The following is a 20,568-nucleotide window of genomic DNA, read 5'->3' on the forward strand; positions in this document are numbered from 1 at the left end:
TTCTGGTACTCAATCACATATAAACACTGCGATGTTTTACTCATAACGCAGCGCATCAATTGGGTTTAAACGCGCAGCCTTAATAGCGGGCGCTAAACCAAACACAATACCAATCAATGAAGTAAAGCCAAAAGACAGCATAATCGCCCAACCCGGTATGTAGGCTTCTGGCATGCTCGGCACTAATATTGAAATCAGTGCGGCAGCGCCATAACCAATCGCTAAACCAATTAAGCCGCCAAACAGCGATAGCACGACAGCTTCAACTAGAAATTGCAGCATGATAAAACCAGGTGTTGCCCCTAAGGCTTTTAAGGTGCCGATAACGCGGGTACGTTCCGTTACCGAAACCAGCATGATATTCATCACACCAATTCCACCGACGACTAGGCTTATACCTACAATTCCAGCGGTAATGGCAGTTGCGCTACCTGTAAATTTATCAACATTAGCACGGACTTTTTCCGCGGTCTCAAATTCAAAGTCGTCTTCATCACCGTCTTTTAATTTATGAAGTTGTCTGAGAATTCGACGAATTTTAGCCAACACTTGTGCTTCGTTAGCGTCGTCTTTTAAGCGGAACATCATTTGTACATTCGTATCAACGCTACCCCCTTCGAGGGCACTCATGGTGCTGATCGGAATATTAATATAATCGTCTTGATCAAAGCCAAGTAAGCTCCCTTGCTTTTCAGCAACACCAATAATGCGAAACCACTCACCGCCCAATTTAATGTACTCGCCAACGGGGTTGTCGGGTAAGTTAAGCTTTTCAATTATCGATGGACCAATAAAAGCAACGCGACGGCGCTTTTCGTCATCTTCTGCGCGAATAAATCGGCCTAATTCAGGGTAGGTACGGTAGGCTCTTTGATAATCTTGTTCGGTGCCCATCACTCGTGACGAGTGGCTTTTGTTGCCATACTCAGCAGCGCCAGAAAATCGCCATGTAAACATTAATGCAGTGAAGGTTTCAGCCTCTTTTATTCGCGCCTTTAAGGTTAAGAAGTCGCTATAAGTTAGCTTGGCTTGCTGTCCCACCATTTCTTTTTCAACACTGGTATAGGGCTTTATATTGGTTACATCTGGAGACATATCAGCGAGTTGGTCATTAATTTGTTTGGTAAAACCCTGCATAACGGCCACCACAGTGACAACCGCAGCGACCCCGATGATGATCCCTAAACAGGTGAGGGCACTGCGCATGGCATTGGCTTTAATTGCCATGAGTGCCGCTTTACTTCCTTCCATTATTGCAATAGCAGACCTAAACATGCAGCCTTGCTCCTTCACCTTTACGAGTGTCGCTCACCACTTTCCCATCGACGAGTCGAATAACGCGTTGACAATGGTCGGCAATATCTTGCTCGTGAGTCACTAAAATAATGGTGTGGCCTTCGTTATGTAATTCATCAAATAGGGCCATGATCTCGGTGGTCGTTTTGCTATCTAAGTTACCGGTTGGCTCATCACCAAGTAGAATGTGTGGTTTGGTTACGAGCGCGCGGGCAATCGCTACACGTTGTCGTTGACCGCCAGATAGCTGGCTAGATAAATGGTTCACTTTATCGCCAAGGCCAACACGCTGTAATGACTCAAGCGCTTTTTTTTTGCGTTCTTTCGCGGAGATAAAACGATAAACGAGCGGCTGCATAACATTTTCCAGTGCGGAAGCGCGGGGTAATAAGTTAAAACTTTGAAATATGAAACCCACGCTTTCATTGCGTTGATGAGCAAGCTCAGTTTCACTCATTTGTTTAACTAACTTATCTTTTAAATAGTAATCACCACTGGTTGGGGTATCTAAACAGCCAAGCAAATTCATTAAGGTTGATTTACCTGAACCCGATGGGCCGATGATGGCAACATACTCATTTTGTGCAATTTCGATATTGATGTCATCCAGGGCTTTGAAAACTTGCTCGCCCATTTTGTACTGTTTATTAATATTAGTCAGTTTGATTACCACAGACATCAGGATGCCCCTTTTACAAGGCTGTCTTTAATTGCCACGGTATCGCCATCTTTTAATGAACTAAGCGGTCTTGCAGGACCAATCACAATGCGTTCACCCACCGTTACACCCTGTGTTATCGCTTGCTCTATATCTGATGAAATTCCCACCTTAACAGGCGATTTAGTGACGGTGTTATCGGCGTTTAGCTTCCATACAAAGTAGGTATCGTCTTCCTTTTGAATTGCTTCAATGGGGAGTTTTAAACCATTTTCGGTAATGCTTGTGGCAATTTCAGCTCGGCAACTCATACCAGCATAAAGTTGACGCTCAGTGGCATCAAGCAGCACTTTGACTTTAAACGATAGCCCTTGCGAACCTGGTTGGTTTTTTGCTGAAGTGCCAATGTTTATGACTTTTCCTGTAAAGGGTTGATTAGGGTAGGCTGCGGCATAAATGTCGGCATGTTGATTTAACTTTATGCCAGCAATATCAGTTTCATCAACCCGTAACTCCGCTAAAATTGCACTGGGGTCGGCGACTAGCATTAGGTCTGAACCAATAATGTTTGTCGTACCGGCTATCACGGTTTCACCTTCTTTAATGTTGACAGAAGCGAGTAGCCCACTCATGGGTGCGCGAAACACACTTTTATTTAAACGGTCTTCGGCAATGAGTAACGACGCTTGTGCTTGATGATAGGCTTCACGTTTCGCTTCAATATCAATTTCGGCTAAATCACGCGCGTTTTGTAGGTTTTCATACACTTCTTGGCCTGCAAGCCCGACTTCGTAGAGCTCTTTTTGTCGACTTAATTGTCGCTCAATATTTTTCAGGCGTGTTTCGCTGTGTTTAATATCAATCTCGGTTGCACGCAACACCGCTTTGTTTCGCGCCACCTCAGATTCAAATGCAGTGGTATCAAGGCGCATTAAAATATCGCCTTCGGTGACACTTTCACCTTCTTCAACAAATACCTTCGCAACCCGCCCTGTGACTTCTGAGCGTAACTGTACTTGGGTGTTAAATACCAGATTACCAGAGGCCAAAATTGAATCAGCAATACTACCTTGTTCAACGTTTGCTACATGCATTTCAGGCACTTTTTTGCTGTTTGTTATTTGCTTAGATATGAGTAATGCTGCAAATGCCGTAATAGCAAGGCCAATAATGATGGCTTTTTTCATGTTACTTCCTTGTGGGAGTAAGAGCGGCAATGCCGCTCATTTGATAGCTAGATGATTGCAATAACTGTCCAAATACCGTAGATCGCGATACTGGGTAGGGCAGCAAACAGGAGTGCTTTATTAAAGTTGAAGTTAGTCCAACACTTTAAACCGACTGCCGCTAGTACAATGCCCCAGATAGAGAAAATGTTTAGGCTTTCAAGCATGGTATAAAAAGGATGACCGACCTCAAGGCCGATGAGCAATTGATTGATTGAGGCATAATTAAAGAGGGTTGGTGAAAGCTGGTTGTTGCTGGCAGTTAAAACGAGGATCAATATACCCAAGCTTGAAATAACCATTGGCATCATGGTCCACACGCCAAACCCATACCACGCACCGTAACTATAGTTAGCCTCTGGATCTTGCTTTGATACAAATAGGTAGTAACCCGCCATCAATGCATTAATAACAGCTAAGCCAATAATACCACCAAAGAGCGCAAACCATACCTGCATATCAAGCGTTTGCTCCATGCTTTGACGGATCATTTTTTGCTCAGCAATTGTGGCATCAACACTGGCTGCAGCGACTTGCTGATCGATTAAAAACTGAGGATCTGCTTTGTTATAAAAAGCGAGCATACTTGCCGCGAGCATGCCTGCAAGTAATATGAAAGCAACAAAAGACCAGCCTTTTGCCTCCTTCACTCCATTAAACGCTTTGCTTGGGCTGATAAAAATATCAACTAGTGCTGTCACTGCATTCGACGATTTCATTATTATTCCTTGTTAAGTAACATTTATTTTTAGGTACTAAAATACCCTGATTTATTATTAATTAGAAGTCTGATTTGTAACTATATGTTAACAGTTGTGAATAGGGAAATTGTGTTATTCTTTAAAGAGTAAGATAGGTGTAATAATCAAGATTAAGTAGGTATATATAGTGAATAACAATGTGCGTTGTATTGATGAATTAGTACTGGGATTTTGGCGCTTGCTAGATTGGCAAATATCACCACAGCAATGCTTAAGCTTTTTAGAGCAAGCCATTGAAGTAGGGGTTACACACACTGACCATGCTGATATTTATGGTGAATACGGCTGCGAAGCTGAATTTGGTAAAGCGTTACAATTAAAGCCGAGTATTCGTGATGAAATAAAAATAATCACTAAATGTGGAATTAAACCCGCATTTCCCAGTTTAGGCTTGCAAGGCAAAGCGAATCATTATGACTCGAGTGCAGCCCATATCATCGCATCCGCTCAGCAATCGCTTAAACACTTTAATACCGACCGATTAGATGTGTTATTGATCCATCGCCCTGATTATTTAATGAATGCAGATGAAGTAGCTGAAGCATTCAATACTTTAAAAGCAAATGGTGATGTTATTGACTTTGGTGTTTCAAACTTCACGCCGTCACAACTCAGCTTACTGCAGTCCCGTTTAGACTTTGATTTAGTCACGAATCAAATAGAGTTTTCGCCTTATGAGATGAAAGCGCTTGATGATGGCAGCTTAGACCAATGCCAATTGCTTGATATCAAACCTATGCTTTGGTCCCCACTAGCGGGCGGGCGTTTATTTTCAAATGACGATGAAAAAGCAGTGCGTTTGCGTGCGGTGTTGGAGCAAGTTGGCAACGAAATTGGAGCCAGCTCTATCGATCAAGTTGTGTATACTTGGTTACTCATGCACCCAAGTTTGCCATCAGTAGTATTGGGTACAGGCAACATTGCCCGGGTTAAATCAGCCGTTGCAGCGAAAGAATTCACAATGAATCGTGAGCAATGGTATCGTATTTGGCAAGGCTCTACAGGCCACAGTGTGCCATAATTTTAAAGTGCGCTTTAACGAGAAAAGGGCCTTTCGGCCCTTCGTGTTGCAGCAAGTAACACATTCTTTTTTAAAGCGTAAAGTCAACTGCGTAAGCGACATACACTTTTACATCAGAGCCATCAATGTCTGTGTCAGACACGCCAAATGTAAAGCCGTCTTTTGACACAGAAACACCGTAGTCAATGATATTATCATCACCAATGAAATCGCCTGAGTAATGACCCAGATGAAGAGCCATTTCTGCACCGGTACTGCCAACTGGGAAGCTATAGTCAGCATTTAAGTATAAAGAATCTCCAAAATCTGTACCGTCACCGCTGGCTGCTGATGTAGCAAGGATTGCAGCACCAAAAGTGAAACTACCCATGCTGATGCTACCGTAGATCTCTGAAAAGTCAGCGTCAGTATAAGATGCTGCATCAGGGTAAGCATAATAAATGTAGCCAACATCGTAGCTAAATGTTTCATTGATATCACCGCCAAAACCTGCATAAAGGTCTAGCTCGTAAGTCATGTCGTCAGCCCAGCTGGCATTCGATACCCAAGTACCTGCGTAAAAGCCAGATTCACTTGCGTAATCAATACCGCCTTGAATTGCAGCATCTCCCCCAGTTTGCTCTTGACCACGCCATAAATAGTTTGAAGTAGCCGCAGCGTTTGCTGTTACTTCTGCATAACTATATGTTGAGCTCAAAGTTAATAGCGCAATGGCGCTTGCTACGACCGTTTTTTTTAGTTTTAGCATGTTTCTCGTATCCTGTTGTTATGTTGATTTGCCCCATTTCAGATTGCAGTCTGGTTATTATTTGAGGACAGTTTTTATGTGTTGTCTGGATACGATGTAGCACTGGTTATGCCAAGTTAATTCTGAAAGGGATATTTTATGTTTAACTGCTTTAAAAACAGCCTTTTAAGCGTGTTATTTTTTAAAGTTTAGATTTATTTGAATTGTTCATGCGCACACCTGTGGTGCAAAAAATAACCCGGTTGCACAATCGCGAAGCAACCAGGTTTTTCTTGTTTGATAGAGACTTAGCCAAAAATGGCACGCATTAGGCTGATTGTTTCTTCAACGCTACGGCCTTTTTCAACTTCGCTAACGATAGAGTCTCGTTTTGCTTTTATATGCTCGGGGATATCGTCACTTGCAAGCGCGCGGTCTACTAAAATCTCAGCAGACTCTTTGCCGCGACGCACGGTTTTTTTGCCTGCAGAACTGCCCGTGCTCTTCGGTTTGCTAAGCAGTTTAATGTAGTTAGAGTTATCAGCCGTGGTGTTATCGGCATAATAGAAAAAGCACGGTAGTAACGCTTTTATCTCAATAAGTGATTGTTCATGATCATTTGCTGCAGCAGCCATTTTAAACCAAGGCATGCTATGAATTGCTGTAACCACGTCTTGCCAATAACGTTCAAAATCACGGTTGTTTAATTTAGGAACTCCCAACGAAGCACAAAGCGCATCAAGCTTACTATTTGTAATAGGTGTAAATACATCTGGGCGGCGCATTGCTAATAAGCGTGTTGCAGGCGCAAGCGTTGGTTTTTCTTCGCTGCCTGTAAAGGCCATAAAGTAAGCAACCATAAAATGTTGATAGTGTTCTTGCGTCACATCGCCTTCTAGGGGAATGTGCGCTAGGGCCTCGTCAAAAGCCGCAGGCAGGTCGCTCAGCATTTGATGAAACCCTTTGGCACTTTTGGTTGAAGCAAACCATTCAACATCAAAGTTATAGCTACTTGGGTCAAGAGAAGCCGTGTGTTTGCCTGCAAAAGCCAAGCGGTCTTCTGGAATCATTTCTTTTAAAGTTTGTGATTTAATTGCGCCAATGTAGTTTGCTAAACGTAATTGCTCATCAAGCGCAATGAGCTCTTTATGTTGCTCAATAAAGCCAGTAACAACAGGCCAAGGTGCAACGCGCAGCGTTTTCAATTGCAAGAAGCTAATGGCAGAGATCAGTAAGTCGTGAAGTTTTTTTAATGTCGGTAACTGCTTATCTTCTAATAAATCATAGTTAATACGATCGCGGCTTGCACTGAGTAGCTCATAGCACCAACCTAAAAAGTCTTCTGGGTGGTTGTCTACTTTCACGGCCATTAGGTTGAGGCTTAGCTCTGAAGATTGCTTGAGAATATTTTGATAAATTTGACTTTCTTGCTCGCTAAGCGCCATTTTTGACGGTGAAATAAGCAGTTTCTTCATGCCTTGTAGACTCTCCAGTTTGATATATTTTTTAGTCACTTTATTTTAGCTTAAATAAGCTAACAGCAACAGGGGCGTGCATCATACCGAAGAATACAGGGGATGCAATCTTGATAAGTTAAATCTGCACAAGATTGCATTTAAAGGCGTTAATCTGCTTCGTCTAGTGAAAATAATTGCTCGACAGTTGTATTAAACTGCCGGGCTATCTTTAATGCAATGATCACTGAAGGCGTAAAGCGAGACGTTTCGACCGTACTAATTGTTTTACGTGAAACAGCGATAGCATCGGCTAGCTCTTGTTGCGAAAGCCCTGCGGCCTTGCGATATTTTGCAATATGATTTTGCACTATTGCTCCTAGTCTCTACTTTGCCAAAGAATTGAGATGCCATATATTAAACTCATTTCAGCCAGGTAAAAGGTAGCCATCATGCTATGAGAAACATCTAAAGCTAACTCATCAGACAATAAATACACCGCACCCATACTAAAGTGTAAACCAAGTACAACATGTTTATAGGCAATGGTGTCAATCGTATTTAAAAACTCATATTTATAAGTAAGGCGATATTTCATTTTCCATGTAAATCCACCTCTTATCACAAACATACAGAATGATCCCAGAAAAGCAGCACTGCCTAAAAACAACAAGGGGGCCGATGTTTGATTAAGCGCAGGGTAAACACTGATAATGAGTAGAGTGATCCCCATAAACACTGAAAACCATGCATTTTGGCTCATAAATTTCTCTTCCGTTTGGATATCTTGCTTTGACATAAATCTTCTTTTTAATTTTAAACTTAATTGTAACCTTTAGGTTTCAAAATATTTCAGCGACGATTCATATTTGTCTACCTAAGCTTGCTGAATAGCCTTTTTATTTGTTTAGCAATGATTTTCGGCTTAACACCCGCTATGATATGAACAATGTTTGCCCATTTTTAAGGATGATTATGAAAACCTTACTAAAGATTATTGGTGTCATATTCGTATTACTAATTGCCTTAGTAATCGCCGCACCGTTTCTTATCCCAACTGATGCAATCTTTAACAAAGTCTCGCAGCAAGTTGAACAAACGACGGGTCGAAGCCTCACCATTAACGGTGATAAAAAACTGTCGGTTTTCCCTTCGTTGAAGCTTGAACTGAATGATGTGCATTTTGCTAATATGCAAACGGGTTCACAAAAAGACATGGCAAGCATGCAACAGTTGGCCATTCATATTCCCTGGATGTCGCTTTTCGGTGGTGAGTTTAAACTTGATAAGTTCGTTATCAACGAGCCAACAATTTTGTTAGAAACTGATAAAAATGGCAAAGCTAACTGGCAGTTGTTTGATGGCGTAGCCGAACAACCAGAGACTGAGCAACAAAAGAGCTCAGGAGCTGTAAATTTGCCTGATAACTTTGATATTCAGTTAGGTGAAGTGGCAATTTATGGCGGAACCTTCACGTATCTAGATGGTAAAACGGGCGCAAAACAACAGATTAGTGACTTAGAGCTGGCTATTTTACTCCCATCACTGCGTAAAACATTAGAGCTCAAAGGCGGGATTACCTATATGGGGGAGCGCTTTGAACTTGATGTAACCCTTGAAACACCCGTGAAAGTGATTGAAGGAGCGACTTTTAATGTCAGTACAGAGGTTGATTCACGTTTGGTAGATATGACTTTTAAAGGTGCGATTGCTGAAATGGGTCAAGATGTACAAGGTCAATTGTCTATCAGCGGTGATTCGGTTAAAAATATTGCTAATTGGCAAGGTGTGGACTTAAATGCCAAAGACAATGCTTTTAATGCCTTTAATGTTAAAGGGGCCATGCATCTACAAGGCGACAAATTCAAACTAACAGAGCTTTTGGCAACATTAGATGAATTACAAATCAAAGGTAAAAGCGACATTAACCTTGGTAATCGCTTAGCGGTCAATGCGGATATTGATTTAGGCATGCTCGACTTAAATCCGTACCTTCCAGAAGGCGTTGCAAAAGAGGCACAACCTTTACCTGCAGAAGATGCACCCGCTCAGCCTATCGTATGGGATGATACTAAAATTGATTTAAGTGGTTTAAATGCCTTGGATGCGAGTGTAGTTGTTCGCTCAAGTGGTCTAAAAGCCAAGAAGATCACACTCGGTGAGAACCAATTCACTGTAAACCTTAAAAATGCTGTAGCGAAAGTAAGCCTAGACAAATTTGTTGCTTATGAGGGCAATGGTAAAGGTGTTATTACACTCAATGCAAAGCAAGCTCCTTATACAATCTCAACGAACTTCGCTTTAGATAAAATCGATGCGCAGCCATTATTAACTGACGCAGCAGGTTTTGATAAGTTAATGGGTAAAGGTTCATTAAACTGGAATTTAACGACAACGGGTCAAAGCCAGAAAAGCTTTATTAATGCGTTGAATGGTAAATTAGCATTTGAATTTGCAGATGGGGCAGTTAAAGGCGCAAACATTGCTGAAATGGTCCGTAAAGCAAAAGAGCTAATCAAAGGTAACTTAGGGGCCGTATCAGAAGGTCTCGATACAGGCTTCGATAACTCTGAGCAAACAGATTTCTCAGCGTTAACAGGCAGCTTTAATTTCACTAATGGGGTGGGTGAAAACCGTGACTTGTCATTATTAAGCCCGCTTATTCGTATTTCGGGGGCTGGTAAGGTGGATTTACCGATGACCAACGTTGATTATCGTCTCGTGACAGGCATCGTTGATTCAATTGAAGGGCAAGGTACCACAGATGACAGCACAGGCTTTAAAATTCCACTGCGTATTAAAGGCCCATTCCATGGTGTGGGTTATAGCCTCGATGTGAGTGATGCGGCCAAAGAAGAAGTGAAAGAAAAAGCGAAAGATAAAATAAAAGATAAGCTTAAAGGCTTATTTGGAAATTAATAAAAATTTAATTTAATCCTCAAAGCAGGGCGCATCGGCGCCCTGTTTGTTTTATAATCAATAACAAACCAGTAAACGGTTGTAAGCCCACCTTGATATAGCGACCCTTTATTATAAATTAATTAAAAAATAACCTACCACTTCATTGCTATTGCTGATACAATTGCCCGCCCTTAAGAGACAACTCGTGTGTTTTTTGAGTGGAATTTAACCGAAATGTCTTGATTTTAAACAAAATTAAGGCGTGTTGTAATATCTACACCGGAGGTCATTAACATGATCCAAATGCAAACTCAGCTGGACGTTGCTGATAACAGCGGCGCTCGCAAAGTGCAGTGTATTAAAGTCCTTGGCGGTTCGCACCGTCGCTATGCAGCGGTTGGCGATATCATCAAAGTTTCTGTAAAAGAAGCGATTCCTCGCGGTAAAGTGAAGAAAGGTGATGTTAAAAACGCAGTAGTTGTGCGTACTAAAAAAGGCGTTCGTCGTCCGGACGGTTCTTTGATCCGTTTCGATAGCAATGCGGCTGTTATCTTAAATGATAACTTACAGCCAATTGGTACTCGTATCTTCGGCCCTGTGACTCGTGAACTTCGTACTGAAAAGTTCATGAAAATCGTTTCACTAGCACCAGAAGTACTATAAGGAGTCTATCATGGCAGCAAAAATCCGTCGTGATGACGAAGTAATCGTACTAGCCGGTAAAGACAAAGGTAAGCGCGGTAAAGTGCTTTCAGTTGTTACTGAGTCTGGTCGAGTATTTGTCGAAGGCATCAACTTAATCAAGAAGCACCAAAAGCCTGTTCCTCAGTTGAACCAAGCTGGCGGTATTGTTGAGAAAGAAGCGTCTATCGACGTATCAAACGTTGCGATCTACAACTCGGAAACGGGTAAAGCAGATCGTGTAGGTTTCAAGATTGAAGATGGTAAGAAATTACGTATCTTTAAATCTACTGGTAAAACTATCTAATAGTTGGAGTAGAATGATGGCGAAACTGCATGAAGTATATAAAGACAAAGTAGTGGCTGAACTTCAAGAGAAGTTTGGTTTCAGCTCTGTCATGCAAGTCCCTCAGATCGAAAAGATCACATTAAACATGGGTGTGGGCGAAGCTCTAGCTGACAAGAAGATCCTAGATAATGCTGTTGCAGATCTAGAAGCAATCTCTGGTCAGAAACCTCTAATCACTAAAGCACGCAAATCTGTTGCTGGCTTCAAAGTGCGTGAAGGTTACCCAATTGGTTGTAAAGTAACCCTACGTGGCGAGCGTATGTGGGACTTTTTTGAGCGTTTGGTTTCAATCGCTATCCCACGTATCCGTGACTTCCGTGGTGTAAGTGCTAAGTCTTTTGATGGACGTGGTAACTACAGCATGGGCGTACGTGAGCAAATCATCTTCCCAGAAATTGATTATGATAAAGTAGACCGTGTACGCGGTATGGATATCACTATCACTACTTCTGCGAAAACAGATGAGGAAGGCCGTGCGTTGTTAGAAGCGTTTAACTTCCCATTTAAGAAATAAGGGTAGGGTTATGGCAAAGAATTCTATGAAAGCGCGCGAAGCAAAGCGCACTAAATTAGTTGCTCAGTATGCTGAAAAGCGTGCTGCACTAAAAGCTATCATCAGTGATGTGAAAACATCTGACGATGATCGTTGGGACGCGGTATTAAAGCTACAAGCTTTACCACGTGATTCTAGCTCTTCACGTCAACGTAATCGTTGTAACGTTACGGGCCGCCCACATGGTTACCTTCGCAAATTCGGCATGAGCCGTATTAAAGTTCGCGAAGCAGCTATGCGCGGTGAAATTCCTGGCCTTAAAAAGGCTAGCTGGTAATAGTATCACGGGAGTAAGACTATGAGCTTGCAAGATCCTATTGCGGATTTGTTTACACGTATCCGTAACGGTCAGTCAGCGAAGAAAGTATCAGTAACGATGCCAACTTCAAAACTGAAAGTAGCAGTAGCTAAAGTATTAAAAGATGAAGGTTATATCGCAGATTACGCTGTAAGCGGTGAAGCGAAGCCTGAGCTAGCAATCGAATTAAAATATTTCGAAGGCAAAGCTGTTATTGAAAATATCCAGCGTGTTAGCCGCCCTGGTCTACGTATCTATAAGAAACGTGACGAATTACCTAAGGTAATGGGTGGTCTTGGTATCGCTATCGTATCAACTTCTAAAGGCCTAATGACAGACCGCGCAGCACGTAGTGCCGGCGTTGGTGGTGAGATCATTGGCTTTGTAGCTTAATCGGAGGGGAACTATGTCTCGCATAGCAAAGGCACCAATCAATGTTCCTGCCGGTGTAGAAGTTACATTAAAAGGCCAGGACATCACAGTTAAAGGCAAAAACGGTGAATTAACTCGCACTATCAACGATGCTGTTGAAGTACAAGTTAACGACAACGTTATTACAACTTTACCTCGTGAAGGCGTAGTCAATGCATGGGCTCAAGCAGGTACTGCTCGCGCTCTAATCAACAATATGATTGTTGGTACGCATGAAGGTTACGAGAAGAAGCTTCAGTTAGTAGGTGTTGGTTACCGTGCAGCGGCTAAGGGCAAAGTTTTAGACTTAACTCTTGGTTTCTCACACCCAGTGAATTTCGAAGTACCTGAAGGTATTACGATTGAAACACCAAGCCAAACAGAAGTTCTAGTTAAGGGCGTAGACAAGCAGTTAGTTGGTCAAACAGCTGCTAACATCCGTGCATACCGTAAACCTGAGCCTTATAAAGGTAAAGGTGTTCGTTACGCGGACGAGAATGTACGCCGTAAAGAGGCTAAGAAGAAGTAAGGTAAGACGATGGATAAAAAAACAGCTCGTCTACGTCGTGCTAAGCGCACTCGTAGAAATTACATTGAACAAGGCACAACGCGTCTTGTTATCCACCGCACGCCACGTCACATTTACGCTCAAGTAGTTACTGCTGAGGGTACTGTACTGGCTGCTGCTTCTACTGTTGAAAAAGCAATTAGCGAAACAGTTAAAGGCACAGGTAACGTAGCAGCTGCTCAAGCAGTTGGTAAAGCGGTTGCTGAACGTGCAGCTGACAAAGGCATCGAAAAGATTGCTTTTGATCGCAGTGGCTTTAAATATCACGGCCGTGTGAAGGCGCTTGCTGATGCAGCGCGTGAAGCCGGTTTGCAATTCTAGGAGTAGACAATGGCTAACGTAGAAGCAAAGCAACAACAGCCTGATTTGGCTGAAAAGCTAATCGCGGTAAACCGTGTGTCTAAAGTGGTTAAAGGTGGTCGTATCTTTAGCTTCACTGCACTAACTGTAGTTGGTGACGGCGCAGGTAAAGTAGGTTTCGGTTATGGTAAAGCACGTGAAGTTCCAGCTGCTATTCAAAAAGCAATGGAAAAAGCACGTCGTAACATGATCAGTGTAGACCTAAACGGTAACACGCTACAGCACCCAATCAAGGGTCGCCACGCGGGTTCTAAAGTATACATGCAGCCTGCTTCAGAAGGTACAGGTATCATCGCCGGTGGTGCGATGCGTGCAGTACTAGAAGTGACTGGTGTACAGAACGTATTGTCAAAAGCATACGGTTCAACTAACCCGATCAATATCGTTCGTGCAACGATTGCAGCTCTAGAGAACATGAACTCTCCAGAGTCAATCGCTGCTAAACGTGGTCTTAGCGTAGACGAAATCACGGGGTAAACCATGGCTAATAAAACTGTTAAAGTAACACAAGTAAAGAGCTCTATCGGTCGTTTACCGAAGCATAAAGCTACATTACGCGGTCTTGGTTTACGTCGTATCAATCACACTGTTGAGTTAGAAGACACAGCATGTGTGCGTGGTATGATTAACCAAGTTTCTTACATGGTAAAGGTTGAGGGTTAATTCGATGCGTTTGAATACACTTTCACCTGCTGCTGGTGCAAAAACTGAAAAGAAACGTCTAGGTCGTGGTATTGGTTCTGGTCTTGGTAAGACTGGTGGCCGTGGTCATAAAGGCCAAAAATCACGTTCTGGCGGTAAAGTACGCGTTGGTTTCGAAGGCGGTCAAATGCCTATGCAACGTCGTCTACCTAAATTTGGTTTCACTTCACGTAAATCATTAGTATCTACTGAAGTAAACCTTTTTGAAATCGCTAAAGTTGAAGGCGATGTAGTAGACGTAAACGCGTTACAAGCAGCTGGTCTAGTTAAAAAGAACATCCAGTTCGTTAAAGTAGTAAAATCTGGCGAAGTTTCACGCGCAGTTACCGTTAAAGGTCTTAAAGTGACCAAAGGTGCTCGCGAAGCTATCGAAGCTGCCGGAGGCAAGGTAGAAGACTAAGGAAGTACTAATGGCTAAACCAGGTCAAGATATGAAAAGTGCACAAAGTGGGCTTTCGGAATTGAAGCGTCGATTACTATTTGTATTGGGTGCTATCATTATTTACCGTCTAGGTTCATTCGTGCCGATCCCTGGGATTGACGCCGCTGTACTTGCCGATTTCTTCGAGCAACAAAAGGGCACCATTGTTGAAATGTTTAACATGTTCAGCGGTGGTGCGCTTGAGCGCGCTTCAGTGTTGGCACTGGGTATTATGCCGTATATCTCGGCTTCGATTATTACGCAACTATTAACGCATATGTATCCGCCGTTTATAGAGCTTAAGAAAGAAGGCGAGCAAGGGCGTAAGAAAATCAGCCAGTATACACGCTATGGCACGCTTGTGCTTGCTACTATCCAATCAATCGGTATTGCCACAAGCTTACCGGGTATGATGGACGGGTTAGTTGTTAACCCTGGTATCGGTTTCTACTTCACTGCTGTAGTGAGTTTAGTTACCGGTACTATGTTCCTTATGTGGTTGGGCGAGCAAATTACAGAACGCGGTATCGGTAACGGTATTTCAGTTCTGATTTTTGTTGGTATCGTAGCAAACCTGCCGTCTGCTATTGGTTCGACAGCCGAAATGGCGCGCCAAGGTGATCTGAATGTACTTGTACTGTTATTGATTGCTGTAATCGTATTCGCTGTTACTTACCTCGTTGTATTCTTCGAGCGTGGTCAACGTCGTATCGTCGTTAACTATGCTAAGCGTCAACAAGGTCGTCAGGTATTTGCTGCTCAAAGCACGCACTTACCGCTGAAAGTAAACATGGCGGGTGTTATTCCACCAATCTTTGCTAGCAGTATAATTCTGTTCCCTGGTACAATTGCAAGCTGGTTCGGCCAGGGTGAAGGTCCGGTCGCTGATGTGCTACAAGCAATCGCTACAACATTGACTCCAGGTCAACCGTTATATGCGATGGTTTTAGCTGCGGCTATTATCTTCTTCTGCTTTTTCTACACCGCGTTGGTATTTAACCCGCGTGAAACAGCAGATAACCTGAAAAAATCTGGCGCATTTATCCCAGGTATTCGTCCAGGTGAGCAGACATCTAAATACATTGATAAAGTGATGACACGCCTGACATTGGCAGGTGCTTTGTATATAACCTTTATCTGTCTGGTGCCCGAATTCATGACTATGGCATGGCAAACGCCATTCTATTTCGGCGGTACATCAATTTTGATTATCGTTGTTGTAATCATGGACTTTATGGCACAAGTACAGACGCATCTGATGTCACATCAGTATGATTCTGTGCTGAAAAAAGCAAACCTTAAAGGCTACGGCCGATAAGGTCAGTTTACGGAGTTGAGCAATGAAAGTACGTGCTTCCGTTAAGAAAATATGCCGTAACTGTAAAGTTATTAAACGTGCTGGTGTAGTACGCGTAATTTGCAGTGAGCCTAAGCATAAGCAAAGGCAAGGCTAATTAAACAGTCGTGCAGGCTGAGTTATTTACTCGGCCTGTGTTTTTAGTTGTGATTTGGTCTTCGTTTGAGTATCCTTACGGGCTTTTCAAACAGATGATAACCAAATTCAAATATAGGAGATGTGTTAGTGGCCCGTATCGCTGGCATTAACGTCCCTGATCATAAACATGCAGTTATCGGTTTAACTGCTATTTATGGCATAGGTAAGACTCGCTCTAAGGCTATCTTAGCAGCGACTGGTATCGCCGAGACCACAAAAATCGGTGAGCTTTCAGACGAAACACTTGACGTATTGCGTGAAGCAGTTGGCAAGTACACTGTAGAAGGTGACCTTCGTCGTGAAGTTACATTAAATATCAAGCGCCTTATGGACCTTGGTTGTTTCCGTGGCCTACGTCACCGTCGTTCGTTACCACTACGTGGTCAACGTACTAAGACTAACGCGCGTACTCGTAAGGGTCCTCGCAAGCCTATCAAGAAATAAGGTGGGGTAGATTATGGCTAAAGCACCAATTCGTCGTAAGAAGGTTAAAAAGCAAGTTGCTGATGGTATGGCTCATGTTCATGCTTCTTTCAACAACACTATTGTAACAATTACCGACCGTCAAGGTAATGCACTATCATGGGCTACTGCCGGTGGTTCAGGTTTCCGTGGTTCACGTAAATCTACTCCATTTGCTGCTCAGGTTGCTGCAGAGCGTGCAGGTACTGCTGCTCAAGAATACGGTTTAAAAAATCTAGAAGTTTTCATTAAAGGTCCAGGTCCAGGTCGTGAATCTGCTGTACGTGCTTTGAATGCTGCTGGTTACCGTATCACCAACATCACTGACGTGACGCCAATCCCTCATAATGGTTGTCGTCCACCGAAGAAACGTCGCGTTTAACAATAGGTTAGGAGAAATAACATGGCAAGATATTTGGGCCCTAAGCTCAAGCTGAGTCGTCGTGAAGGTACTGACCTGTTCCTTAAGAGCGGCGTAAGAGCTATCGACTCTAAGTGTAAACTTGAGACTGCACCTGGTCAGCACGGCGCTCGTAAAGGTCGCTTATCTGATTACGGTTTACAGTTACGTGAAAAGCAAAAAGTACGTCGTATCTACGGTGTATTAGAAAAGCAATTCCGTAACTACTACAAAGAAGCTGCTCGCCTTAAAGGTAATACAGGTGAAAACTTGTTACAGCTTTTAGAGCAACGTTTAGACAATGTTGTATATCGCATGGGTTTTGCTAGCACACGTGCAGAAGCACGTCAGTTAGTTAGCCACAAAGCGATCTTAGTTAATGGTCGTGTTGTGAATATTCCTTCATACGTAATTACACCAGAAGATACTGTTGTAATTCGTGAGAAGTCTAAAACACAAGCACGTATCATCGCTGCTCTAGAGTTGGCTGAGCAACGTGAAAAGCCGACTTGGGTTGAAGTTGACGGTAAGAAAATGGAAGGTAGCTTCAAGCGCCTACCTGAGCGTTCAGATCTGTCTGCGGACATTAACGAACAACTAATCGTCGAACTTTACTCTAAGTAAAGTTAAGAGTTAAGAGAGGATAAAATGCAGGGTTCTGTTACCGAATTCCTAAAACCAAGGTTAGTCGATATCGACGCTATCAACCCAACGCGTTCTAAAGTAGTTTTAGAACCATTAGAGCGTGGCTTCGGTCATACTCTGGGTAATGCCTTACGCCGTATACTGTTATCATCTATGCCTGGATGTGCAGTAACTGAAGTAGAAATCGACGGTGTATTGCATGAGTACAGCGCGAAAGAGGGCGTACAAGAAGACATCATTGAAATTCTGTTAAACCTTAAAGGTCTAGCAGTAACTTTAGAAGGCAAAGATGAAGTTTTTCTGACCCTGACTAAATCTGGTGTAGGCCCTGTGACTGCGGCTGATATTCAGCACGATGGTGATGTAACTATCGCCAACCCAGATCACGTTATCTGTCACTTAACGACAGATAGCAGCGAGATCAGCATGCGTATTCGTGTTGAGCGCGGTCGCGGTTATGTGCCGGCATCTAGTCGTTTATCCTCTGATGACGATGAGCGTCCAATTGGTCGATTGCTGCTTGATGCATCATTCAGCCCAGTTGAACGTATTGCGTACTCGGTTGAATCAGCCCGTGTTGAGCAACGTACAGACTTAGACAAGTTAATCATTGATATGGAAACGAACGGCACTTTAGATCCTGAAGAAGCGATCCGCCGTGCGTCTACTATCTTAGCTGAGCAATTAGATGCATTCGTAGATTTACGTGATGTAACTGAGCCAGAAGAGAAAGAAGAGAAGCCAGAATTCGATCCTATTCTACTTCGTCCAGTTGATGATCTTGAACTAACAGTACGTTCAGCAAACTGTTTGAAAGCCGAGCAAATTCAATATATCGGTGATTTAGTTCAGCGCACTGAAGTTGAGCTTCTTAAAACGCCTAACTTAGGTAAGAAGTCTCTAACTGAAATTAAAGACGTGCTAGCTTCACGTGGTCTATCTCTAGGTATGCGCCTAGAAAATTGGCCGCCTGCAAGCCTAGCTGAATAATCTAAATCACTATATTAGTTTAGTTAGAAGGATAGGGTCATGCGCCATCGTAAGAGTGGTCGTCAATTAAACCGTAACAGCAGCCATCGCAAAGCGATGTTCAGCAACATGGCTGGTTCTTTGGTGAAACATGAAATCATCAAAACAACTTTGCCTAAAGCGAAAGAGTTGCGCCGTGTAATTGAACCTTTAATCACACTGGCTAAGACTGACAGTGTAGCAAACCGCCGTTTAGCGTTTGCTCGCACGCGTGATAATGAAGTAGTTGGCAAATTGTTCAGCGAAATCGGTCCTCGTAATACAGACCGTCCAGGTGGTTACACTCGTATTCTTAAGTGTGGCTTCCGTGCTGGTGACAATGCACCAATGGCTTATATTGAACTAGTTGGTCGCCCAGCGACAAACGAAGAAGTTCAAGAAGACGCACAGTCTGCAGAGTAAGTCGTAAAGACACCAAAAAGCCGAGCTTATGCTCGGCTTTTTACTTTCTTGGTATGCGATCTATTGCCATCTAATTTCTCAGTAAATTGTGGTCAGGTATCTTATAAACAGCAGCCCCCTCTTTTTTAGGCACGTTTCGTCCACTCTATTCTTTTCACCAGCAGATTGTTTTCGACAGTTAGCTCTTTTAGACATTCGATAACGCTTACCATTTATTATTAATAGCCACATTTCTGCTTGGTACTTATTTTAATCCGCAATAATACTTAATCATTTTGAGTCATTAAACCAGTCGCTAGCTGCGTTAAAAATGTCTGATTTACGACTGCATAGATGCAGGAGGTAGCGCAATGCAGGAGCAATTGCCGAGAACACCTCAATAACGACATTTTTGCCTTGTTATTAACGCGGTTTTATTGCCTCAAAATAGACCACTTAATTAAGCACAATGGTATAAAAATGAGATCAAGGCGAGTAATGAATCTTTACCATTAGAACAATCATCGGCTTTAAAGTTTAGTCTGTTTAATGGTCTTATTTATAGAGCGTTGAGCTCGCTAAGTCGTATTACAACGATCAGTAAATAGCAGAAGCTAATGGTAGTGAATAGATTAGTTTTGATGAACTTATCATTGTCGATACTTATAACGTTATAGAACGTGTAACTACATCGAACATGTAACTACATCGAACATACGCAAGAATGGCCTATTACCAGAATACTGTATCAGCTAGATGTGATGATATACATTTTCACGATTTGAATTTTAGTTGAGCCCTTATTACAAACTTAATGATGCAGTTTTATTTGGTTTGGGGGGAAGACATGCAAGTATAGAATGATTTCGCTGCGTCAAAGAGTGTTAAACCAACTAGTGTGTTGGTACGTTCGGTCAAAAAACACATGCCCTCAATTAAATAGTGCGAGGAGTTTGCAAGTAGTGTGGTTGAACTAAGGTACCTTTCGCCTGAACATAACATTCCATTAAGCAGAATATAAATCGACACAATATGAAGTGTATAGTGTTGGGAGCAGCTAGCATTCATGAGAACAATAAAACTGATGGAAGCTACTTCGGCACTTTCTATCATGAGCCCTTTTAGTGTCTTTAGCTCGTGAGCGCTACTAATATAAAGTGTTAATGTTCTAAACAGTGTTTAAGCTTGGGTTATTTTGCGTACTTTGTCGGTTATCTAGATCTGCAGCGACAGCTATAAAACCTCAATCTGTGTGTTTATCTTTTATCGGTTTCTACATATCTCTGTTCAAATTACACTTCTTAACGAGGTTTTAGTATTGTTTTTACCCGTTTCGTTCGTATTTTGCACGAACAGTCATTTTTTTCATAAAAACGTAAAAAAACAGTTGATCTGAATTCGGATCTCCCTATAATGCGACCCCACTGAGACGGCAGACAGCAACGCTTAGCGAGGCAAGAGCAACTCAGGGTGTTAAGTAAAACTTAGTTTCGAAAAATTAAATTTTCTCAAAATTAAGTATTGACAAAAAAATAGGAAAGCGTAATATACGCAGCCCTAGCGAGTTAAAGTGAAACGCTTTAATCGCAACGTTCTTTAACAATATAAAGCAATCATCTGTGTGGGCACTCGTACAGATTGAGTTCTAACAGTCGAGCTACTTAGGTAGTAAGACAAACAAATTTAGAGTCTCAATTGAACTGAGTGACCAACGGAAATAAGTTTACTTATTTCAGCACAGTCAATTCAACATCGAAAGATGTTAAATA

General features: G+C 42.5%; 27 protein-coding genes. 19 read left to right on the forward strand and 8 right to left on the reverse strand.

The features are described from left to right. Window positions 1-36 precede the first annotated feature (36 nt). Genes ACSSVW_RS15225 through ACSSVW_RS15240 form a run of 4 tightly spaced genes read right to left on the reverse strand, consistent with a single transcriptional unit; the run spans window position 37 to window position 3,899 of the window. Complete coding sequence (locus tag ACSSVW_RS15225; protein WP_036974052.1) at window positions 37-1,275, reverse strand: ABC transporter permease; 1,239 nt, start codon at window positions 1,273-1,275, stop codon at window positions 37-39. Then, window positions 1,268-1,975: an ABC transporter ATP-binding protein gene (locus tag ACSSVW_RS15230; RefSeq protein ID WP_036974050.1), complete on the reverse strand. Its 708-nt coding sequence runs from the start codon at window positions 1,973-1,975 to the stop codon at window positions 1,268-1,270. The genes ACSSVW_RS15225 and ACSSVW_RS15230 overlap by 8 nt, the downstream gene beginning before the upstream one ends. Next, window positions 1,975-3,141: an efflux RND transporter periplasmic adaptor subunit gene (locus tag ACSSVW_RS15235; RefSeq protein WP_074989827.1), complete on the reverse strand. Its 1,167-nt coding sequence runs from the start codon at window positions 3,139-3,141 to the stop codon at window positions 1,975-1,977. The genes ACSSVW_RS15230 and ACSSVW_RS15235 overlap by 1 nt, the downstream gene beginning before the upstream one ends. A 47-nt stretch (window positions 3,142-3,188) precedes the next feature. Then, window positions 3,189-3,899 (reverse strand): YIP1 family protein, encoded by a 711-nt coding sequence (locus ACSSVW_RS15240; RefSeq protein WP_074989828.1) that lies wholly within the window; start codon window positions 3,897-3,899, stop codon window positions 3,189-3,191. 169 nt (window positions 3,900-4,068) lie between these two features. Between ACSSVW_RS15240 and ACSSVW_RS15245 the strand changes: the two genes are divergently transcribed. Next, window positions 4,069-4,962, forward strand: a complete 894-nt coding sequence (locus ACSSVW_RS15245; RefSeq protein WP_421419206.1) for an aldo/keto reductase — start codon at window positions 4,069-4,071, stop codon at window positions 4,960-4,962. A 70-nt stretch (window positions 4,963-5,032) separates the two neighbouring features. Here ACSSVW_RS15245 and ACSSVW_RS15250 read toward each other — a convergent pair whose 3' ends face one another. The 4 genes from ACSSVW_RS15250 to ACSSVW_RS15265 form a co-directional block, all read right to left on the reverse strand. After that, complete coding sequence (locus ACSSVW_RS15250) at window positions 5,033-5,710, reverse strand: TorF family putative porin (RefSeq protein WP_036974042.1); 678 nt, start codon at window positions 5,708-5,710, stop codon at window positions 5,033-5,035. Window positions 5,711-5,997: 287 nt separating this feature from the next. Beyond that, the gene (locus ACSSVW_RS15255; RefSeq protein WP_036974040.1) at window positions 5,998-7,164 is read right to left on the reverse strand and encodes a hypothetical protein; all 1,167 of its coding nucleotides are present in this window, start codon (window positions 7,162-7,164) and stop codon (window positions 5,998-6,000) included. A gap of 149 nt (window positions 7,165-7,313) precedes the next feature. Further along, entirely contained in the window at window positions 7,314-7,514 is a 201-nt protein-coding gene (locus ACSSVW_RS15260; RefSeq protein WP_036974038.1) for a helix-turn-helix transcriptional regulator, read from the reverse strand. Between the two features lie 8 nt (window positions 7,515-7,522). Then, entirely contained in the window at window positions 7,523-7,942 is a 420-nt protein-coding gene (locus tag ACSSVW_RS15265) for a hypothetical protein (protein WP_421419207.1), read from the reverse strand. A 176-nt stretch (window positions 7,943-8,118) separates the two neighbouring features. Here ACSSVW_RS15265 and ACSSVW_RS15270 point away from each other — a divergent pair, with 176 nt between their 5' ends. The 18 genes from ACSSVW_RS15270 (at window position 8,119) to rplQ (ending at window position 18,820) form a co-directional block, all read left to right on the forward strand. Next, on the forward strand, window positions 8,119-10,062 hold the full coding sequence (locus ACSSVW_RS15270; RefSeq protein WP_454179606.1) for an AsmA family protein: 1,944 nt from the start codon (window positions 8,119-8,121) through the stop codon (window positions 10,060-10,062). A 276-nt stretch (window positions 10,063-10,338) separates the two neighbouring features. Next, complete coding sequence (gene rplN / locus ACSSVW_RS15275; RefSeq protein ID WP_010378257.1) at window positions 10,339-10,707, forward strand: 50S ribosomal protein L14; 369 nt, start codon at window positions 10,339-10,341, stop codon at window positions 10,705-10,707. A 10-nt stretch (window positions 10,708-10,717) separates the two neighbouring features. Continuing rightward, window positions 10,718-11,032, forward strand: a complete 315-nt coding sequence (rplX, locus tag ACSSVW_RS15280) for a 50S ribosomal protein L24 (protein WP_036974032.1) — start codon at window positions 10,718-10,720, stop codon at window positions 11,030-11,032. Window positions 11,033-11,048: 16 nt separating this feature from the next. Next, entirely contained in the window at window positions 11,049-11,588 is a 540-nt protein-coding gene (gene rplE / locus ACSSVW_RS15285; RefSeq protein WP_036974030.1) for a 50S ribosomal protein L5, read from the forward strand. Window positions 11,589-11,598: 10 nt separating this feature from the next. Continuing rightward, window positions 11,599-11,904 carry a 30S ribosomal protein S14 gene (gene rpsN / locus ACSSVW_RS15290; RefSeq protein WP_036974028.1) on the forward strand — a complete coding sequence of 102 codons (306 nt, stop codon included), beginning with the start codon at window positions 11,599-11,601 and terminating at the stop codon, window positions 11,902-11,904. Between the two features lie 21 nt (window positions 11,905-11,925). Further along, complete coding sequence (gene rpsH / locus ACSSVW_RS15295) at window positions 11,926-12,318, forward strand: 30S ribosomal protein S8 (RefSeq protein WP_036974026.1); 393 nt, start codon at window positions 11,926-11,928, stop codon at window positions 12,316-12,318. Between the two features lie 13 nt (window positions 12,319-12,331). Then, on the forward strand, window positions 12,332-12,865 hold the full coding sequence (gene rplF, locus ACSSVW_RS15300; protein ID WP_036974024.1) for a 50S ribosomal protein L6: 534 nt from the start codon (window positions 12,332-12,334) through the stop codon (window positions 12,863-12,865). Window positions 12,866-12,874: 9 nt separating this feature from the next. Beyond that, window positions 12,875-13,225 (forward strand): 50S ribosomal protein L18, encoded by a 351-nt coding sequence (gene rplR, locus ACSSVW_RS15305; protein ID WP_036974021.1) that lies wholly within the window; start codon window positions 12,875-12,877, stop codon window positions 13,223-13,225. Window positions 13,226-13,234: 9 nt separating this feature from the next. After that, window positions 13,235-13,741 carry a 30S ribosomal protein S5 gene (rpsE, locus tag ACSSVW_RS15310; protein ID WP_036974018.1) on the forward strand — a complete coding sequence of 169 codons (507 nt, stop codon included), beginning with the start codon at window positions 13,235-13,237 and terminating at the stop codon, window positions 13,739-13,741. A gap of 3 nt (window positions 13,742-13,744) precedes the next feature. After that, window positions 13,745-13,927, forward strand: a complete 183-nt coding sequence (gene rpmD / locus ACSSVW_RS15315; RefSeq protein WP_016710201.1) for a 50S ribosomal protein L30 — start codon at window positions 13,745-13,747, stop codon at window positions 13,925-13,927. A 4-nt stretch (window positions 13,928-13,931) separates the two neighbouring features. Beyond that, window positions 13,932-14,366 carry a 50S ribosomal protein L15 gene (gene rplO, locus ACSSVW_RS15320; RefSeq protein ID WP_036974015.1) on the forward strand — a complete coding sequence of 145 codons (435 nt, stop codon included), beginning with the start codon at window positions 13,932-13,934 and terminating at the stop codon, window positions 14,364-14,366. A gap of 10 nt (window positions 14,367-14,376) precedes the next feature. Further along, window positions 14,377-15,705 carry a preprotein translocase subunit SecY gene (gene secY / locus ACSSVW_RS15325; protein ID WP_036974013.1) on the forward strand — a complete coding sequence of 443 codons (1,329 nt, stop codon included), beginning with the start codon at window positions 14,377-14,379 and terminating at the stop codon, window positions 15,703-15,705. Window positions 15,706-15,727: 22 nt separating this feature from the next. Continuing rightward, window positions 15,728-15,841, forward strand: coding sequence for a 50S ribosomal protein L36 (gene rpmJ, locus ACSSVW_RS15330; RefSeq protein ID WP_002959476.1), 114 nt, complete (start codon window positions 15,728-15,730; stop codon window positions 15,839-15,841). Between the two features lie 128 nt (window positions 15,842-15,969). Beyond that, window positions 15,970-16,326: a 30S ribosomal protein S13 gene (gene rpsM / locus ACSSVW_RS15335; RefSeq protein WP_036974011.1), complete on the forward strand. Its 357-nt coding sequence runs from the start codon at window positions 15,970-15,972 to the stop codon at window positions 16,324-16,326. Between the two features lie 13 nt (window positions 16,327-16,339). After that, window positions 16,340-16,726, forward strand: a complete 387-nt coding sequence (gene rpsK / locus ACSSVW_RS15340) for a 30S ribosomal protein S11 (protein WP_036974009.1) — start codon at window positions 16,340-16,342, stop codon at window positions 16,724-16,726. A gap of 21 nt (window positions 16,727-16,747) precedes the next feature. Continuing rightward, a complete protein-coding gene (gene rpsD, locus ACSSVW_RS15345; protein ID WP_036974007.1) occupies window positions 16,748-17,368 on the forward strand; it encodes a 30S ribosomal protein S4 in 621 nt (206 codons plus the stop codon). A 24-nt stretch (window positions 17,369-17,392) separates the two neighbouring features. Continuing rightward, the gene (locus ACSSVW_RS15350; protein ID WP_004589198.1) at window positions 17,393-18,379 is read left to right on the forward strand and encodes a DNA-directed RNA polymerase subunit alpha; all 987 of its coding nucleotides are present in this window, start codon (window positions 17,393-17,395) and stop codon (window positions 18,377-18,379) included. A gap of 39 nt (window positions 18,380-18,418) precedes the next feature. Continuing rightward, window positions 18,419-18,820 carry a 50S ribosomal protein L17 gene (rplQ, locus tag ACSSVW_RS15355; RefSeq protein ID WP_004589197.1) on the forward strand — a complete coding sequence of 134 codons (402 nt, stop codon included), beginning with the start codon at window positions 18,419-18,421 and terminating at the stop codon, window positions 18,818-18,820. The last annotated feature ends 1,748 nt before the right edge of the window (window positions 18,821-20,568 follow it).

It is taken from the genome of Pseudoalteromonas sp. MBR-15, from assembly GCF_053628915.1.

Excerpts from the sequence above, each read along its gene's own strand:
- ACSSVW_RS15225 (WP_036974052.1), bottom strand. The coding sequence starts at position 1,275 with ATGTTTAGGTCTGCTATTGCAATAATGGAAGGAAGTAAAGCGGCACTC.
- ACSSVW_RS15230 (WP_036974050.1), bottom strand. The coding sequence starts at position 1,975 with ATGTCTGTGGTAATCAAACTGACTAATATTAATAAACAGTACAAAATG.
- ACSSVW_RS15235 (WP_074989827.1), bottom strand. The coding sequence starts at position 3,141 with ATGAAAAAAGCCATCATTATTGGCCTTGCTATTACGGCATTTGCAGCA.
- ACSSVW_RS15240 (WP_074989828.1), bottom strand. The coding sequence starts at position 3,899 with ATGAAATCGTCGAATGCAGTGACAGCACTAGTTGATATTTTTATCAGC.
- ACSSVW_RS15250 (WP_036974042.1), bottom strand. The coding sequence starts at position 5,710 with ATGCTAAAACTAAAAAAAACGGTCGTAGCAAGCGCCATTGCGCTATTA.
- ACSSVW_RS15255 (WP_036974040.1), bottom strand. The coding sequence starts at position 7,164 with ATGAAGAAACTGCTTATTTCACCGTCAAAAATGGCGCTTAGCGAGCAA.
- ACSSVW_RS15265 (WP_421419207.1), bottom strand. The coding sequence starts at position 7,942 with ATGTCAAAGCAAGATATCCAAACGGAAGAGAAATTTATGAGCCAAAAT.
- ACSSVW_RS15270 (WP_454179606.1), top strand. The coding sequence starts at position 8,119 with ATGAAAACCTTACTAAAGATTATTGGTGTCATATTCGTATTACTAATT.
- rplN (WP_010378257.1), top strand. The coding sequence starts at position 10,339 with ATGATCCAAATGCAAACTCAGCTGGACGTTGCTGATAACAGCGGCGCT.
- rplX (WP_036974032.1), top strand. The coding sequence starts at position 10,718 with ATGGCAGCAAAAATCCGTCGTGATGACGAAGTAATCGTACTAGCCGGT.
- rplE (WP_036974030.1), top strand. The coding sequence starts at position 11,049 with ATGGCGAAACTGCATGAAGTATATAAAGACAAAGTAGTGGCTGAACTT.
- rpsN (WP_036974028.1), top strand. The coding sequence starts at position 11,599 with ATGGCAAAGAATTCTATGAAAGCGCGCGAAGCAAAGCGCACTAAATTA.
- rpsH (WP_036974026.1), top strand. The coding sequence starts at position 11,926 with ATGAGCTTGCAAGATCCTATTGCGGATTTGTTTACACGTATCCGTAAC.
- rplF (WP_036974024.1), top strand. The coding sequence starts at position 12,332 with ATGTCTCGCATAGCAAAGGCACCAATCAATGTTCCTGCCGGTGTAGAA.
- rplR (WP_036974021.1), top strand. The coding sequence starts at position 12,875 with ATGGATAAAAAAACAGCTCGTCTACGTCGTGCTAAGCGCACTCGTAGA.
- rpsE (WP_036974018.1), top strand. The coding sequence starts at position 13,235 with ATGGCTAACGTAGAAGCAAAGCAACAACAGCCTGATTTGGCTGAAAAG.
- rpmD (WP_016710201.1), top strand. The coding sequence starts at position 13,745 with ATGGCTAATAAAACTGTTAAAGTAACACAAGTAAAGAGCTCTATCGGT.
- rplO (WP_036974015.1), top strand. The coding sequence starts at position 13,932 with ATGCGTTTGAATACACTTTCACCTGCTGCTGGTGCAAAAACTGAAAAG.
- secY (WP_036974013.1), top strand. The coding sequence starts at position 14,377 with ATGGCTAAACCAGGTCAAGATATGAAAAGTGCACAAAGTGGGCTTTCG.
- rpmJ (WP_002959476.1), top strand. The coding sequence starts at position 15,728 with ATGAAAGTACGTGCTTCCGTTAAGAAAATATGCCGTAACTGTAAAGTT.
- rpsK (WP_036974009.1), top strand. The coding sequence starts at position 16,340 with ATGGCTAAAGCACCAATTCGTCGTAAGAAGGTTAAAAAGCAAGTTGCT.
- rpsD (WP_036974007.1), top strand. The coding sequence starts at position 16,748 with ATGGCAAGATATTTGGGCCCTAAGCTCAAGCTGAGTCGTCGTGAAGGT.
- ACSSVW_RS15350 (WP_004589198.1), top strand. The coding sequence starts at position 17,393 with ATGCAGGGTTCTGTTACCGAATTCCTAAAACCAAGGTTAGTCGATATC.
- rplQ (WP_004589197.1), top strand. The coding sequence starts at position 18,419 with ATGCGCCATCGTAAGAGTGGTCGTCAATTAAACCGTAACAGCAGCCAT.